Here is a 15334-nt window from a genome sequence, read left to right as displayed (position 1 = left end):
TTGTATTGAATAATCAAATTTAACTCATTTGTACGATCTTTGTTTTCTCTTTGCTCGCATTTCTGATGGCAACCTGTCTTGCGACGGATTGAGCCAGTCCCATGAAGGCCTCTTCGGTGATCCCATCTTTCATGACCGCAGGGTACCCACTGTCCCCACTTTCTCGGATAGATTGTACGATAGGGATCTCTCCTAAAAACGGCACTTCTTCTTTTTCGGCTAATTCTCTCCCTCCATTTTGTCCAAAAATGTAATATTTATTGTCTGGCAACTCATCCGGGGTGAAATAAGCCATGTTCTCAACTACACCCAAAACCGGTACATTGATTTGTGGTAATTTGAACATCGCTAATCCTTTTTTTGCATCAGCGATAGCTACTTTTTGTGGAGAAGTGACAATGATCGCACCAGTGACGGGTACAGATTGCACGAGGGTAAGATGGATGTCGCTAGTCCCAGGAGGTAGATCAATCAAGAGGTAGTCGAGTTCACCCCACTTGACATCAGAAATGAATTGCTTCAAAGCTGAGCTCGCCATTGGGCCTCTCCATACGATGGCGTTGTCTTTGGGAGTTAAGAAACCAATGGATACGAGCTCCACACCGTACTGCATGATAGGGACGATGAGGTTGCGATCTCCTTCTTTGATCATTTCTGGTTGCTCGTACTCACAGTTGAACATCGTAGGGATAGATGGACCGAAGATGTCCGCATCGATGATGCCCACAGATGCACCGCTTTTGGCCAAAGCCACAGCAAGATTGGCAGTGACTGTAGATTTGCCTACTCCACCTTTGCCAGAGGACACTGCGATGATATTCTTTACTTTAGGTAGGGTGAATGACTGCTCTCTAGTTGAGGTGACTTGAGCAGACATGTCAATTTGTATTTCGAGTCCCTGAGCTATAGAGCCGACAGCCTTCAAACAATCATTTTTTATGATTTCCTTGAGTGGACAGGCAGGAGTGGTCAGCTCTACGGTAAAGCTGATTTTCTGGTCGTCCACCTTGAGGTCTTTGATCATCTTGAGGGTGACAAGGTCTTGCTTGAGGTCGGGATCTTGCACGGTTGAGAGTGCTTGGAGTACGTCTTTATCTGTGATTTTCAATGCTCTAGTGTCGCTATAGATTCAAATTTGTTGCAAGTTAAACGATATAGCGTTTTTGTATCATATACTTGACTAATTTCGTGCTAGATTTGTATTTCTAAAGACCCTAAAACGAATTTGAATTAAGTGATCAGCAATCATACCATAGAGGAGATTAAAAACCGTATGGATATCTATGAAGTGATCAGTGAGTTCGTGGATCTCAAAAAATCAGGGTCAAGTTTTAAGGCCCTAAGCCCATTTACGGACGAGAAGACTCCCTCTTTTATGGTGTCTCCCGCCAAAAACATCTTCAAGTGCTTCAGTACAGGTAAAGGAGGGGACGCGATTACCTTTCTCATGGAGTTGGATGGCCTTAGTTACATGGAGGCTTTGCGATTTTTGGCGAAGAAGTATGGCATTGAACTCGAAGAAGAGGAGCAGACAGAAGAACAGGTCAATGCACAAAATGAACGAGAGAGTTTATTCATCGCATTGAATTTTGCCAAAGATCATTTTGTCAAAAACCTCTGGGATACCGAGGAAGGGAAGAATATTGGCTTAAGTTATTTCAAAGAGCGTGATTTTACGGACGAAACCATCAAGACTTTCGAGCTTGGTTATGCGTTGGATCAATGGCAAGGTCTCATGGATGCTGCAGCTCAAAAAGGTTACAATGAGTCTTATCTCGAACGTGCCGGACTCAAAATAGTCAAAGAGGACAAGGCTTATGATCGATTCAGAGGGCGAGTAACCTTTCCGATACACAATGTATCTGGAAAAGTTATCGCGTTTGGAGCACGTACACTCAAAAGCAACGAGAAGGGCCCCAAATACCTCAATAGCCCGGAGACGGAGTTGTATACCAAGAGTAAAATTCTCTATGGTATATTTCAGGCTAAGAATGAAATAAGGAATCAAGCCAACTGCTATTTGGTAGAGGGCTATACAGATGTCACGTCGCTGTATCAAGGAGGGATCAAGAATGTCGTGGCTTCTTCAGGCACTTCTTTGACCGAAGATCAAATCAAGCTTATCAAGCGGTATTCGGAGAATGTTACGGTATTGTTTGATGGGGACAAGGCAGGGATCAAGGCGTCTATGCGTGGGATAGATATGATGCTTTCAGGAGGGCTCAATGTCAAGGCAGTGCGATTTCCTGAAGGAGAAGACCCGGATAGCTATTGCAAACAACTTGGGGGGACGGCGTTCAAAACCTACCTTGAAGAAAACAGTCTGGACTTCATCTCGTTCAAGACGGAGCTATACATTTCGGGTACAGATGATCCAATCAAACGGGCAGAGGCGATTAGGGAGATTGTACACAGCATATCGCTGATTCCTGATCCGATCAAGAGAACGGTGTACACGCAGCAGTGCAGCAACAAGCTGGGTATAGATGAGGGTACGTTGGTTACCGAACTCAATAAACTGTTGCTCAAAGAAAGCAACAAGCCTCGTACCAACTACACTTCGGGTAGTCCATCCAACCCGTCCCCGTCTATGGGGAATTTTCCTCCAGATATGTCTCCGTTCGGAATACCCATGGAGCCACCGCCAGATTTGTTTGCAGATCCTACAGATCTGGAAGAGAAGGCTACACCGTCTGACATTATCCAGCAACAAGAGCGGGAAAGTATTCGTATGTTGATCAACTATGGCGAGGAATTGGTAGAGGGCTTTGAAGGAGAAGAGACTCAATTGGCGCAATATATCCTTACGGAGTGTGAGGATATCGAATTTACCACTCCGATATACATCGAAATGATGGACATGTTTAAATCAAGTCTCGCAGCTGGCAAGGTGACCAACTTACATGATTTGATGGGAGGGAGTGAAGAAATAAAAAAGGTAGCCGTAGACTTGTCTACGGATCGCTATGAACTGAGTCCAAATTGGTCGGATAAGTTTCAAATCTCTGTAGCACATGAGAGGGACGCGTTGAAAAAATCGGCGTTTGGAAACATCCTTAGATTAAAGTTCAGAATCATCCGTAAGATGATTGCTGAAAACATTGAGAATATTAAAAATAGTACCGATGAAGCTGAAATAGATGAGCTATTGTCGATGCAAACAGGGTTGAAACAGATGGAAATGGCCATCGCAAAAGAATTAGGAAACGTTACCGTAAGATAGATATGTTAGACAAAGTATCAGATGCAATAGAAGCCATAAAGCGAGGTGAGGTCATCATAGTAGTCGATGATGAAGATAGAGAGAACGAAGGGGATTTTGTGTGTGCCGCTGAGAGCGTGACACCCGAAATCATCAATTTCATGGCTACTCATGGTAGAGGCCTGATATGCGCTCCTTTGGTCGAAGAGAAATGTGATGAATTGGAACTGGAACTGATGGTGGGTAAGAATACTGCAGCTTATGAGACACCATTCACTGTATCTATAGACTTGATTGGACATGGGTGTACTACGGGGATTTCTGCAAGTGATAGAGCCAAAACAATCAAGGCACTTGTAGACCCCACAATCAAACCCGAAGAACTGGGGAAACCAGGGCATATTTTTCCGCTGAGAGCAAAAAAAGGAGGGGTGCTTCGACGTGCTGGTCATACCGAAGCAGCCATTGACTTGGCTAGGTTGGCAGGTATGCAGCCTGCAGGTGTCTTGGTGGAAATCATGAATGAAGACGGTACTATGGCACGGCTGCCTGATCTGAGGTTAGTGGCGGAAAAGTTCAACCTGCTGCTTATCTCTATCAAGGATTTGATCAGCTACCGTATGGAGAAGGAATCGTTGATCCAAAAGGAGATTACGGTGGATATGCCTACCGAATGGGGAGATTTTAAATTGACCTCATACAAGCAGCTCAGTACAGGAGAGACCCATCTTGCCTTGGTCAAAGGAGAGTGGAAAGAGACGGATCCAGTCATGGTACGCGTGCACTCTTCTTGTGTGACGGGTGATATTTTTGGTTCATGCCGTTGCGACTGTGGGACACAACTGCACAAAGCTATGAAAATGGTAGAGGAAGAGGGGCAAGGTGTAGTGCTCTATATGAACCAGGAAGGCCGAGGTATTGGGTTGATCAACAAGCTGAAGGCATACAAGTTGCAGGAAGAAGGCCTGGATACGGTGGAGGCAAATGAAAAGTTAGGCTTCCAAGGAGATCATAGAGATTATGGTGTTGGGGCACAGATCTTGCATGATTTGGGCGTGAGCCAAATTCGATTGATTACCAATAATCCCACCAAACGTGTAGGTTTGATGGGCTATGGCTTGGAGATCGTTGAGAATATTCCTATCGAAGTATCTCCCAATCAACACAATCAGAAATATCTCGAAACCAAAAGGGACAAGATGGGGCATAGCATCTTGAAGAAATGAGAGGCATGCTAATTTGCATATCGTTGTTCCTGCTTTTGACCGAGACGAAAGCTCAAGAGTTTTCGTCTCGCGTTTGGCACAAAGGCTGGTTGGTGACCTTGGATGGGGATACACTCCGAGGTGAGCTCAAGTACGATATGGAAACCAACACTGTACAGGTGTTGGATCCAAGTCAGAAGGTGAATACCCTCAACAGCAAGAGGATTTTGTACTTTGAGTTTTTTGATAGTATACTTAAAAATTACCGCCAGTTTTATGCGATTCCGTACGAAGTAAGAACTGATTTTCGGGCACCTATTCTGTTTGAGGTGCTCTATGAGGGACCTACGACGTTGCTATGCAGGGAGAAAATCGTAATGGAAGCTGAAGCATATAGTCAGGGCTATTATTATTCAGGAGCCATGCCCATGCATGAGCAGCTGGCTTTGACGTATTATTTTGCTTTTCGTACTGGAGAGATTGTACAGTATAGTGGTAAAAAAGCGGATCTATTCATGATCCTAGATTTACATGGAGATCAAGTCAAAGAGTACATTCGAAAAAACCGACTGAGTGTTTCGGAAGTTCGTGACTTGATACGGATTGTTGCTTTCTACAATTCTTTGTAGAGAGAATTTACTCAACCACCAACCTTTATTCAATACATCTCCTCCTGTCATAGTGATAGAAGGAGGGATTGGGTGTGATTTGAAATTAGATGTTTAAACATATTTTGGTAGAACTTCGTATGAAAGTTTGAATAACATGATGAATAAGAAGATGAAGAGAGTGAAGGAAGGGTTTTTGTTGATGGCGTCCATCATGGTGATATGTTCGAGTTGTCACCGACCAGAATATTCACAAAATTACGTGTCATCTGATACGGGTAATTTCGAACAATACAAGAAGGAGGCAAGTAATCGTCCTTCTCCACCAGCTAGGGCTAGTCGCCAGGTTGGAGGTGCCGAGGTGTTTATCACCTATAGTCAACCCTCTGTCAAGGGGCGTGTGATCTGGGGTGACTTGGTGAAGTATGACAAAATATGGCGGACTGGGGCCAACGAAGCGACGGTATTTACGACTGATGCAGATATTCAAATCGCAGGACAGACCATCAAAACCGGTAACTATGCGCTCTATACTATCCCATCAGAGGGGCAATGGGAAATTATTCTCAATACCAAGTATGATGTATGGGGAGCCTACGACTATGACAAGACTCTGGATGTCTTGCGTTTTAGTGTCGTGCCCACTCGGGTAGGTAACTTGCAGGAGAAAATGCTTTTTGATATTTCGAAAGAAGGCGTCGTCTCATTTTCTTGGGAATATCTCCGATTTACATTTCCTGTCGAAAATATCCCCGTTACTGCTGAATAGATCAGGGTATCAATTAGGCAGGTGTGTCTAGAGGTACCGTGACTTGCATGGTCAAGTCATCGGTGGTTTGTTTCAAATGTATGGGAATCAACTGATTGACCAAGTTTTCATCGTGTGGAAACTCCACTTTGATGTAGTTGGCAGTGAATCCATGCATCACACCATCTTTGATATCACCTTCTAAGAGTACCTCAGCATTACGTCCCTCTTGACTCAAATAGAACGCTCGTTTCTTTTTTTCTGATAGAATACGTAGCATTTTGGAGCGGTCTTGTCTTTCTGCGTAGGGGACAGGGTTATCCATGGTGATGGCTTGAGTGTTGTCCCTTTCGGAATATGTAAATACATGCAAGTAGGAGACTTCCAGTTCGTTGATGAAATTGTAAGTGTCCAAGAAGTCTTCGTGGGATTCATTTGGAAATCCTGTAATCACATCTACCCCAATGCAACAGTCAGGCATCAGTTCTTTGATCTTTGCGACGCGTTCTACGTAGAGTTCGCGCAAATATCGGCGGTTCATCAGCCTGAGAATCTTATTGCTACCGGACTGCAGTGGGATATGAAAGTGCGGTACAAAGCGTTTGCTTTGTGCTACAAATTCAATGACTTGGTTGCTCAGAAGGTTGGGTTCGATGGATGAAATTCTAAATCGCTCAATGCCTTCTACTTCGTCTAGCGCTTTGATCAAGTCGAGAAAGTTCTCCCTGCGGCGGCCATTCTGAACACCGAAGTCTCCAATGTTGACTCCAGTGAGTACGACTTCTTTGACCCCTGATGCTGCGATCTCCTGTGCAGAGAGTAGGATGTTGGCGATGGTGTCGCTCCGGCTCTTGCCTCTTGCGAGAGGTATAGTACAAAAGGCACAGCCGTAGTTGCACCCGTCCTGTACTTTGAGGAAGGTACGTGTACGATCTGCTTTGGAGTATGCGTTGTTGAACTCCGTCGCGTTGGAAATCTCCGAAGCACATACTATGGTTTCTTTCGACTTTTCAAATTCTTTGAGATGTTCCAGTAATTTGAATTTTTCGGCAGCACCCAATACCGCATCTACACCTTTGATTTCTGAAATCTCCTTTGGTTTCAATTGTGCAAAGCAACCGATGATCACTACAAATGAATCAGGTGAAGTTTTCTTGGCACTCTTGACAATTTGCTTACACTTCTTGTCTGCATTTTCGGTGACCGAGCAGGTATTGATGACATAGATGTCAGATTTTTCTTCAAAGGCGACTTTTTCATAGCCCTCCTCTTCAAACAATCTACTTATGGTAGATGTCTCCGAAAAATTGAGTTTGCAACCGAGTGTGTAAAATGCGACCTTTTTCATTTCTGGGAAATTTTGGCAAAACTAATCAAATATCGTTTGAGATGTAATAATTGTGCGGACTATGCAACTCTTCTAAGAGAGTAGTTGTCTTATGAGAAACAAATTTTAAAACATGAAAAGAATATATACGATCATAACCGGTTTGTGTGTACTAGCTATCAGTGCATATGCTCAAACCAACGAACAAACACGGAACTTGGATAATTTTGAAGCAGTGAGTGTCGGGGAGTCCATTCAAGTGACTTTGGTTCAAGGGGAAAAAAACGAAGCAGTCGTGATGACTGATGGTGTGTCTGTTGACAAAGTACTGACAGAGATCAAAGGAAATACGCTAAATATCCATATGGATCGTGGTAGCTATGGTAGTCAATCTGTAGACGTAGTGTTGACTTATTCTGAGGATTTGCGTGAGATTCGTTGTAGTTCATCTGCGGTAGTCAAGTCAGCCTCTGAGATTGAGTCCAATGAGTTGTATGTCCAGTGCAGCAGTTCTGGGACGATGATCTTGATTTTAGATGTAGAGAGGCTCAAGTTGGAGGTGTCTAGCAGTGGCAAGGTGACATTGAGCGGTGAAGTGAGTACACAAGATATAGAAGTGAGCTCTTCGGGTAAATACCATGGAGTGAATTTGAAGTCCAAAGGAGCACGTGTCAAGGTGAGTTCGTCTGGCAAGGCTACTGTTGATGTGAGTAGAGAATTGTCAGCTACAGTCAGTAGTAGTGGCAAAGTGACTTATCATGGAGATCCAGAGACCGTAGATATAGATACATCGAGTAGCGGAAAAGTACACAAAGGATAAGTGATCAGAGCCTTGTCGTAGGTAAGCGCTACAGCCAGCAGGATGAGGTTCAGTTATGAAAGAAAAGCTCAAGTTGACTTGGGCTTTTTTTGTGAATTGCATGGACTATACCGTAGGCTTAGTTTAGTTTTAAAGCAAAAAGAAAACGACTATGGCAAAGCCCTTGATCCTTATATCAAATGATGATGGTATCACCTCCAATGGTATTAGAAAACTTGTCGAACTGATGTCAACTCTCGGTGAAGTCGTGGTGGTCGCCCCGGACAAGCCTCAATCCGGAATGGGACATGCCATCACTGTAGGAGATACGCTTCGGTTGGTCAAGTCAGACTTGTTTGGGGATATTCTCGCCTACGAATGCTCAGGTACTCCTGCGGATTGTATCAAACTCGCCAAGCGTGAGGTGCTGCGTGATCGCAAAGTAGACCTGGTTGTCAGTGGGATCAATCATGGGTCTAATACAAGTATCAGTGTGCTTTACTCAGGGACTATGTCTGCAGCTATCGAGGGTGCTATCGAAGGTGGACCCGCTATTGGTTTTTCGTTATGTGATTTTAGTGCGGATGCCGATTTTTCACATGTAGACGAGTTTGTGCTCAAAATTACGCGAAACGTACTTGATCATGGCCTTCCGACGGGGATAGCACTGAATGTCAATTTTCCTCCCAAGCAGAATGAAAAGCTCAAAGGAATCAAGATTTGTCGTCAAGCCAATGCCCGATGGGAGGAGGAGTTTGATAAACGCCTAGACCCTCATGGACGCAACTACTATTGGATGGTAGGCAATTTTGTCAATCATGACAAAGGAGAAGACAACGATGAGTGGGCTATTTCTGACAACTATGTATCCGTTGTGCCCTGTCAATTTGATTTGACGGGATACCATGCCATTGCTTCGCTCAACGAACAATGGGACATTTGAAGGTCTCATTTTTAGTGGAGACTTCTCATATTGAGAAAAAAACTCTACAGAGTTCCACAGTTTTGGGTAATCAAAGAAGTGAATTGGTTCCTGAGAGATGTTGAAGTGGTATGGGATTGGATCTTATAGTTTGCTGTATATCAGTGTATTGTTTTTTGGGAGCAGGAGTTTCTCTGTGAGTAAATATAGAACTCTTTCTTCATGGTTCTGACATGGCATGGTGTTTGGCTATTGAGTGGGTATGAATAGACATGTTAAATCAAAAACGAATAGTATGAAACGATTTATTGCAACCCTTTTGATCCCCATAGTAGTATTGAGTGCTTGTACAGAAGATGATTCTGAAAACATGAGTACTGATACAGCTCCTACTGTACCTAGCTCTTCCACAATGGCTCCTGATTTTGGTGAGTTCAATGATGCCACAGATGAAGGCGCTCGTGAGGCCATGGTCGGCAACTGGGGCTATGCAGCCATCAATGTAGGGGTATATTCAAGTATACTGTATCAGCACTTGGTGATCCCTGTGACAGCATTCAAAGCCACAGTGGGTGCCGAGGCGTACTTTGACGAGGAAACAGAGCTGTGGGTATGGGAGAGGAACTTTGATGTCCCCGCGCAAAGTGATTATCAAATCAAACTGACCGCTGATGTAGATGGTGATGATGTCGACTGGAAAGGTTATATATCTCATGGGACGGATTTGGATGAGTTTATGTGGTTTGAAGGTGAATCAACAGTCAATGGTGAATCAGGAAGTTGGATGTTGTACGAAAGCCCAGAGAACCCAAGTGTGTGGTTGACGAGTGATTGGACGAATGAAGATGATTCAGATATAGCTCATGTGACCTTTACAGTCCAAAAGGAAGGTGATAATGAAGGTAGCTCGATTGAGTACGAAGCAGATGCGAGCACTGATTTGGACCGTATGGTGACCATCTATGATGCATCAATAGACAATGAAGTAAGCATCATGTGGAGCCAAGCCTCTGGGCAGGGACGAGTGATGAGCGAAGCACACTTTCAAGATTCAGAGTACCACTGTTGGGATGCTGATTTGATGGATACCGAATGTGAGTAGAAGATTCCCTTGACAGAGAATAGATATACATCCCCATCGGGTTTTTCCGATGGGGATTTGTATTGTTAGGGATCTTGTAGACAATGGGTGGCTGTTTCCTAATTGTACGTAGGGGAGATTAGTTGATTTCCAGCTTCTCAGTATCTTGTCAATACTTTTGTATTTCAAGTAATGTTTTTCTAATTTTGCCCCTCGATTTTTAAAACTAAATATTTCATAATGAAAAATTACGAGACGGTATTCATTTTAACTCCCGTTTTGTCTGATGATCAGATGAAGGATGCTGTCGGAAAGTTTAAAAAGGTTCTTGAAGATAATGGTGCTAAGATCACCAACGAAGAGAACTGGGGCTTGAAAAAGTTAGCTTATCCGATCCAGCACAAATCAACAGGATTTTACCAATTGTTCGAATTCGAAGGTGAAACTACCATTGTTGATGCTCTAGAAACTGAGTACAGACGTGACGAGAAGATCATGCGATTTTTGACTACTGCTTTGGACAAACATGCGTTGGCTTACAACGTGAAGAGAAAAGGCGGAGCATTTAACAAAAAGAAAGAGGAGGCTGCATCATGACATTAGTTAACGAACCAATGAACAGAACTGACAGGAAGAAAAAGTACTGCAGATTCAAGAAAAACGGTATCAAGTATATCGATTACAAAGACGCTAACTTCCTATTGAAGTTCGTCAACGAGCAAGGTAAAATTTTGCCAAGAAGATTGACTGGTACGAGCCAGAAATTCCAAGGTAAAGTTTCTCAAGCTGTCAAAAGAGCGAGACACCTAGCTTTGTTACCATATGTTACGGATTCATTAAAATAATACAAGGACATGGAAATTATATTGAAAGAAGATATTAAAGGCCTTGGTTATAAAAACGATATTGTAGCTGTAAAGCCAGGATATGGTAGAAATTTCTTGATTCCTCAAGGATTTGCTATCATCGGTAGCCCATCTAACAAAAAGATGATCGCTGAAAACGTACGTCAAGCTGCTCACAAAGCAGAGAAAATCAAGCAAGATGCTGAAGAATTGGCGAAGAAGATTGGGGATAGTGCTATTGAAATTAAAACCAAAGCTGGAGAAAGTGGAAAAATATTTGGTGCAGTGACTGCACTTCAGATTTCTGACGCTTTGGCTGTGAAAGGTTTCGAAGTAGATCGTAAGAAAATCGGATTCAACACGTCAATCAAGAATGTGGGTGAGTACGTAGTGACTTTGGATTTGCACAAAGAAGTGAAGCATGATGTTACTGTAAACGTAGTAGCAGAATAATCACTCTCAATACTCAAGATAACGAAACCTCTGGCCTGTGTCAGAGGTTTTTTTGTGCCTATATTTGATTCATGCTATGCCCTCTCAAAACCGATATTGATCTCAAACCACTGAAAGAGTCCGTCCGGATTGGTCAGCAGATCGTGACGCTAGGCTCTTGTTTTGCACAGGGTATGGGTGAACGTTTGCAACAATTCAAGTTCGATGCTCTGGTCAATCCATTTGGTGTGATTTTTAACCCTGTTTCTTTGGTTAGAGTGTTGGCCCCACTCGAAGAGTCGCTTTTTGTGGAGCGTGATGGCATGTTTTGTCACTATGACTATCATTTTGATTTACGGGCAGACAGTCAAGAGCAACTGATAGAGCATATCAATAAAAAGAAGCAGGAGGTACAGCGCTATCTACGATCTGCAGATTGGTTGATAATCACATTAGGTAGTGCGACGGTATACGAGCTAAATGGCCTAGTAGTCGCAAATTGCCACAAGCAACCCCAGTCTTTGTTTGACAAGCGCATGCTGTCGCTCGAAGAAATGAAGAGTACTGTGGAGGAGCTTCTAGATATGCTGTTGCGGGATAATCCTAAATTGAAGGTGATATTGACTGTCAGCCCTGTGCGTCACCTCAAGGACGGCATGGTCCAAGACCAGTTGAGCAAGTCTATGCTTCGTGTGCTTTGCGCTCAACTGACTCATCGCAATGGAGTGTACTACTTCCCCGCATACGAAATAATGATGGATGATCTGCGGGACTACCGCTTCTACAAGTCTGATAGGCTTCATCCTACAGCGGAGGCAGAAGATTATATTTGGAGTTGCTTTGAGCAGGTTGCACTGGATGATGCAAGCCAGGAGTTTGTCAAGCAGTGGGAGTTGATTCGAAGAGCGATGGCTCACCGACCTTTCAATCCACATACTGCAGCACATCGCCAATTTTTATTGCAAACTCAAGCAAAACTTTCTGTATGGAAGGACGTAGTAGATGTTCGAGAAGAATATGCTTGGTTTACCCAGCAATTGGCCACTCTTTGATGCTACTACGGGCTAGTATGAGCCTTTTAAAATAAACGGTAAGGAGAGGGGTTAATTGTAAAAATGGTAGTTATTGACTTTAAATTTTAAGATAAATACAAATTTTATCTGTTTCGTTAAAAAATGGCTCAATGATTGACAGTGTTTTCAATAAATACCGTTTTCTTTGAGCTATAATATAATGAAAGCACTCGCTTCACATATCGATTTCACTACAGTTACTCTTAGCCTTAGGAGGAACAGGAGACCCTTTGGGGTCAGCTAATTAAGGATTACCTACGTGGTAGTCGCATATCGTATATATAAACACCAAATATTTTTTTACTTAACTAAGTTCATAAACTATGAACGTTGATGTGCATTATGCAACGCCTGAGCATGCTAAATATGCCCAAGCTATATGTGAGTTGATTGAATCCGCAGCAAAAGCGCGAGGTACTGGGATTGCTAAACGCGATCCAAAATACATCGAGAAGAAAATCAACAATGGTGAAGCGGTTATCGCTTTGAGTGACAAGGGGGACTTGGCGGGTTTCGTATACATTGAGACCTGGCAAAACAAGGAGTACCTTGCTAACTCCGGTCTCGTTGTGCATCCAGATTTTCGAAATCTAGGGTTGGCCAAGAAGATTAAACTCAAGGTTCTCAAACTTTCCAAAGAGAAATTTCCAGGAACAAAGATTTTTGGTATCACCACTAGTTTGGCGGTATTGAAAATCAACTATGAACTGGGCTACCGACCAGTGACGTTTTCAGAACTGACAACAGACACGGAATTTTGGAATGGATGTCGTAGTTGTCCCAATTATGATATACTAGAAAGAAATGAACGCAGAAATTGTCTCTGTACGGGGATGCTTCTTCACGAGGCTTCCAATAAATTTGTAATCAAAGAAAAAGGAATCATTGCCAAGCGTTTTCAGCGTCTAGCAAATTTCAAGAATCAAAGAAAACAGAAGAAGAAATGAGTAACAAAAAAGTAGTATTGGCCTTCAGTGGTGGATTGGACACCACGTATTGCGCTTTCTATTTACAAGGTTTGAATCTGGATGTATATACCGCTCTTGTCAATACGGGAGGGTTTACTGCTGAGCAAATGGCAGAGGCCGAAAGCAGGGCGAGATCATACGGTGTAGTGGAGCATGTCAATCTCGAAAAAACTCAGGACTTCTATGACGAATGCCTCAAGTATTTGATCTATGGCAATGTCTTGAAAAACAATACTTACCCCTTGTCAGTGAGTGCTGAACGAGCGTTTCAGGCTTTGGCGATTGCTAAATATGCCAAGTCTATCAATGCAGATTATATCGCGCACGGTAGCACAGGCGCAGGCAACGACCAAGTGCGTTTTGATTTGATATTCCAAATAATCTGTCCAGATGTAGAGATAATTACACCGATCAGAGATAACAAACTTTCGCGTCAGGCGGAAATAGAATATTTGAAAGAAAAGGGTGTCAATATCTCTTGGGAGAAAGCCAAATACTCGATCAACAGAGGATTGTGGGGGACTTCAGTTGGAGGTGACGAGACTTTGACGTCTAATTTGACATTGCCCGAAGAGGCCTATCCTAGCCAAGTAGAAAAGGAGGGAAGTGAAGAAGTGGTCTTGTCTTTCGATAAAGGTCAGTTGACAGGTCTCAATGGCAAGACTATGGGGGCGGTCGAGGTGATCGAAACGCTCAACGATATTGCTTCCAAGTACGGAATCGGACGTGATGTGCATGTCGGGGATACGATCATCGGAATCAAAGGTCGTGTGGGATTCGAGGCAGCAGCACCGGTCGTGATATTGAAGGCACACCACCTGTTAGAGAAGCACAACTTGACCAAGTGGCAACAACACTGGAAGGAGCAACTGGCCAACTGGTACGGAATGCTACTACACGAAGGGCAGTTTTTAGATCCAGTGATGAGAGATATTGAAGTGTTTTTAGAAAATACGCAGCGAAACGTTACAGGGACTGTTAAAGTAAAATTGGCACCTTACCGTTTCCAAGTGATAGGGATCGAATCTGACAAGGATCTGATGTCATCGGATTTTGGGCAGTATGGTGAAATGAACAACGGATGGTCGGGTGAAGATGTCAAAGGCTTTACAAAGATATTAGCAAACCAAACGAAAATTTATAGCTCGATTAACAATGATTAAAGTAGGGATAATAGGTGGAGCTGGCTATACAGCAGGTGAGTTGTTGAGAGTATTGGCAGGGCATCCGGAGACGGATGTAGCTTTCGTACACAGTACGAGCAATGCAGGTAATTCGATTGATTCGGTACACAAGGATCTCGTGGGAGATATAGAAGGAGACTTTACGGATCAGCTAAATTTTGATGTAGACGTATTATTTATCTGCTCAGGGCACGGTCACTCGCGTACGTTTGTGGAAGGGAATGATATCCCAGCAGGTGTCAAGATCATAGATTTGAGCAATGAATACCGACTCAAGGCTGATGCCGATGGTTTTGTATATGGATTGCCTGAGCTGAATTTGGGAGCGATCAAGAAGGCAACTAAAATAGCCAATCCTGGCTGTTTTGCTACGGCGATCCAATTGGGGATTCTACCACTAGCAGCCAATGGCGAGTTGAACGAGGATGTACATGTCAATGCAATTACAGGATCCACAGGAGCGGGGCAAAACCCAAGTAAAACGAGCCATTTCAGTTGGAGAAACAATAACGTATCGATCTATAAGGCATTTAGCCATCAGCACCTAGGTGAGATCAATCAGTCGATTCAGCAGTTGCAAAGTGATTACGGTCATGAGGTGAAATTTCTCCCAGTCCGTGGCAATTTCCCAAGAGGGATTTTTGCTAGCTTGTACACCAAATGTACGCTCAGTGAAGAGGAAGTGATCGAGATGTATAGGGAGTTTTATAAGGATGCTGCATTCGTCCACGTGTTGGACTATGCACCTGATATGAAACAAGTGGTCAACACCAACAAATGTTTGATCCATGTGGAGAAGCATGGAGATACCGTTTTGGTGACTTCATGTATCGATAACTTGGTCAAAGGAGCTTCTGGACAAGCTGTTCAGAATATGAATTTAATGTTTGGATTGGATCAAAAAACAGGACTACAGCTCAAGAGCGTAGGATTTTAAATA

Annotated in this window: 16 protein-coding genes; 14 read left to right on the top strand and 2 right to left on the bottom strand. The window is 43.3% G+C overall.

Annotated features, from left to right (window positions below):
- Positions 1-19: 19 nt before the first annotated feature.
- Positions 20-1108: an Mrp/NBP35 family ATP-binding protein gene (locus BFP72_RS08350; RefSeq protein WP_099598701.1), complete on the bottom strand. Its 1089-nt coding sequence runs from the start codon at positions 1106-1108 to the stop codon at positions 20-22.
- 126 nt (positions 1109-1234) lie between these two features.
- Here BFP72_RS08350 and dnaG point away from each other — a divergent pair, with 126 nt between their 5' ends.
- From dnaG to BFP72_RS08330, 4 genes are all read left to right on the top strand, one after another.
- Positions 1235-3223: a DNA primase gene (gene dnaG, locus BFP72_RS08345; RefSeq protein WP_099598700.1), complete on the top strand. Its 1989-nt coding sequence runs from the start codon at positions 1235-1237 to the stop codon at positions 3221-3223.
- Between the two features lie 2 nt (positions 3224-3225).
- Positions 3226-4428: a bifunctional 3,4-dihydroxy-2-butanone-4-phosphate synthase/GTP cyclohydrolase II gene (locus tag BFP72_RS08340; RefSeq protein WP_099598699.1), complete on the top strand. Its 1203-nt coding sequence runs from the start codon at positions 3226-3228 to the stop codon at positions 4426-4428.
- Positions 4429-4433: 5 nt separating this feature from the next.
- The gene (locus BFP72_RS08335; RefSeq protein ID WP_143519989.1) at positions 4434-5036 is read left to right on the top strand and encodes a hypothetical protein; all 603 of its coding nucleotides are present in this window, start codon (positions 4434-4436) and stop codon (positions 5034-5036) included.
- Positions 5037-5172: 136 nt separating this feature from the next.
- Positions 5173-5784: a DUF2911 domain-containing protein gene (locus tag BFP72_RS08330; RefSeq protein WP_099598697.1), complete on the top strand. Its 612-nt coding sequence runs from the start codon at positions 5173-5175 to the stop codon at positions 5782-5784.
- Between the two features lie 13 nt (positions 5785-5797).
- On the opposite strand, the gene mtaB is transcribed toward BFP72_RS08330, so the two are convergent.
- Positions 5798-7111, bottom strand: a complete 1314-nt coding sequence (gene mtaB / locus BFP72_RS08325; RefSeq protein WP_099598696.1) for a tRNA (N(6)-L-threonylcarbamoyladenosine(37)-C(2))-methylthiotransferase MtaB — start codon at positions 7109-7111, stop codon at positions 5798-5800.
- Positions 7112-7223: 112 nt separating this feature from the next.
- On the opposite strand from mtaB, the gene BFP72_RS08320 reads away from it, so the two are divergent.
- The 10 genes from BFP72_RS08320 (at position 7224) to argC (ending at position 15331) form a co-directional block, all read left to right on the top strand.
- Complete coding sequence (locus BFP72_RS08320; protein ID WP_099598695.1) at positions 7224-7910, top strand: head GIN domain-containing protein; 687 nt, start codon at positions 7224-7226, stop codon at positions 7908-7910.
- Between the two features lie 151 nt (positions 7911-8061).
- Entirely contained in the window at positions 8062-8832 is a 771-nt protein-coding gene (gene surE / locus BFP72_RS08315) for a 5'/3'-nucleotidase SurE (RefSeq protein ID WP_099598694.1), read from the top strand.
- A 274-nt stretch (positions 8833-9106) separates the two neighbouring features.
- On the top strand, positions 9107-9913 hold the full coding sequence (locus tag BFP72_RS08310; RefSeq protein ID WP_143519988.1) for a hypothetical protein: 807 nt from the start codon (positions 9107-9109) through the stop codon (positions 9911-9913).
- Positions 9914-10132: 219 nt separating this feature from the next.
- The gene (rpsF, locus tag BFP72_RS08305) at positions 10133-10489 is read left to right on the top strand and encodes a 30S ribosomal protein S6 (protein WP_099598692.1); all 357 of its coding nucleotides are present in this window, start codon (positions 10133-10135) and stop codon (positions 10487-10489) included.
- The gene (gene rpsR, locus BFP72_RS08300) at positions 10486-10737 is read left to right on the top strand and encodes a 30S ribosomal protein S18 (protein WP_073123153.1); all 252 of its coding nucleotides are present in this window, start codon (positions 10486-10488) and stop codon (positions 10735-10737) included. The genes rpsF and rpsR overlap by 4 nt, the downstream gene beginning before the upstream one ends.
- Before the next feature lie 9 nt (positions 10738-10746).
- Positions 10747-11190 carry a 50S ribosomal protein L9 gene (rplI, locus tag BFP72_RS08295; RefSeq protein WP_099598691.1) on the top strand — a complete coding sequence of 148 codons (444 nt, stop codon included), beginning with the start codon at positions 10747-10749 and terminating at the stop codon, positions 11188-11190.
- A gap of 71 nt (positions 11191-11261) precedes the next feature.
- Positions 11262-12221, top strand: a complete 960-nt coding sequence (locus BFP72_RS08290; RefSeq protein WP_099598690.1) for a GSCFA domain-containing protein — start codon at positions 11262-11264, stop codon at positions 12219-12221.
- A 344-nt stretch (positions 12222-12565) separates the two neighbouring features.
- Positions 12566-13189, top strand: a complete 624-nt coding sequence (locus BFP72_RS08285) for a GNAT family N-acetyltransferase (protein WP_099598689.1) — start codon at positions 12566-12568, stop codon at positions 13187-13189.
- On the top strand, positions 13186-14373 hold the full coding sequence (gene argG, locus BFP72_RS08280; protein WP_099598688.1) for an argininosuccinate synthase: 1188 nt from the start codon (positions 13186-13188) through the stop codon (positions 14371-14373). Before BFP72_RS08285 ends, argG begins: the two co-directional genes overlap by 4 nt.
- Positions 14366-15331 carry an N-acetyl-gamma-glutamyl-phosphate reductase gene (gene argC, locus BFP72_RS08275; RefSeq protein WP_073123143.1) on the top strand — a complete coding sequence of 322 codons (966 nt, stop codon included), beginning with the start codon at positions 14366-14368 and terminating at the stop codon, positions 15329-15331. The genes argG and argC overlap by 8 nt, the downstream gene beginning before the upstream one ends.
- Positions 15332-15334: the final 3 nt, after the last annotated feature.

The sequence above is a fragment of the Reichenbachiella sp. 5M10 genome (assembly GCF_002742335.1).
Lineage (GTDB): Bacteria > Bacteroidota > Bacteroidia > Cytophagales > Cyclobacteriaceae > Reichenbachiella.
The sequence above is the reverse complement of the archived record's forward strand: the minus strand, read 5'-3'. Positions and strand labels throughout refer to the sequence as shown.

Excerpts from the sequence above, each read along its gene's own strand:
- argC (WP_073123143.1), top strand. The coding sequence starts at position 14,366 with ATGATTAAAGTAGGGATAATAGGTGGAGCTGGCTATACAGCAGGTGAG.
- BFP72_RS08320 (WP_099598695.1), top strand. The coding sequence starts at position 7,224 with ATGAAAAGAATATATACGATCATAACCGGTTTGTGTGTACTAGCTATC.
- BFP72_RS08330 (WP_099598697.1), top strand. The coding sequence starts at position 5,173 with ATGATGAATAAGAAGATGAAGAGAGTGAAGGAAGGGTTTTTGTTGATG.
- mtaB (WP_099598696.1), bottom strand. The coding sequence starts at position 7,111 with ATGAAAAAGGTCGCATTTTACACACTCGGTTGCAAACTCAATTTTTCG.
- BFP72_RS08340 (WP_099598699.1), top strand. The coding sequence starts at position 3,226 with ATGTTAGACAAAGTATCAGATGCAATAGAAGCCATAAAGCGAGGTGAG.
- BFP72_RS08310 (WP_143519988.1), top strand. The coding sequence starts at position 9,107 with ATGAAACGATTTATTGCAACCCTTTTGATCCCCATAGTAGTATTGAGT.
- surE (WP_099598694.1), top strand. The coding sequence starts at position 8,062 with ATGGCAAAGCCCTTGATCCTTATATCAAATGATGATGGTATCACCTCC.
- argG (WP_099598688.1), top strand. The coding sequence starts at position 13,186 with ATGAGTAACAAAAAAGTAGTATTGGCCTTCAGTGGTGGATTGGACACC.
- BFP72_RS08290 (WP_099598690.1), top strand. The coding sequence starts at position 11,262 with ATGCTATGCCCTCTCAAAACCGATATTGATCTCAAACCACTGAAAGAG.
- BFP72_RS08335 (WP_143519989.1), top strand. The coding sequence starts at position 4,434 with ATGCTAATTTGCATATCGTTGTTCCTGCTTTTGACCGAGACGAAAGCT.
- rpsR (WP_073123153.1), top strand. The coding sequence starts at position 10,486 with ATGACATTAGTTAACGAACCAATGAACAGAACTGACAGGAAGAAAAAG.
- rpsF (WP_099598692.1), top strand. The coding sequence starts at position 10,133 with ATGAAAAATTACGAGACGGTATTCATTTTAACTCCCGTTTTGTCTGAT.
- BFP72_RS08285 (WP_099598689.1), top strand. The coding sequence starts at position 12,566 with ATGAACGTTGATGTGCATTATGCAACGCCTGAGCATGCTAAATATGCC.
- rplI (WP_099598691.1), top strand. The coding sequence starts at position 10,747 with ATGGAAATTATATTGAAAGAAGATATTAAAGGCCTTGGTTATAAAAAC.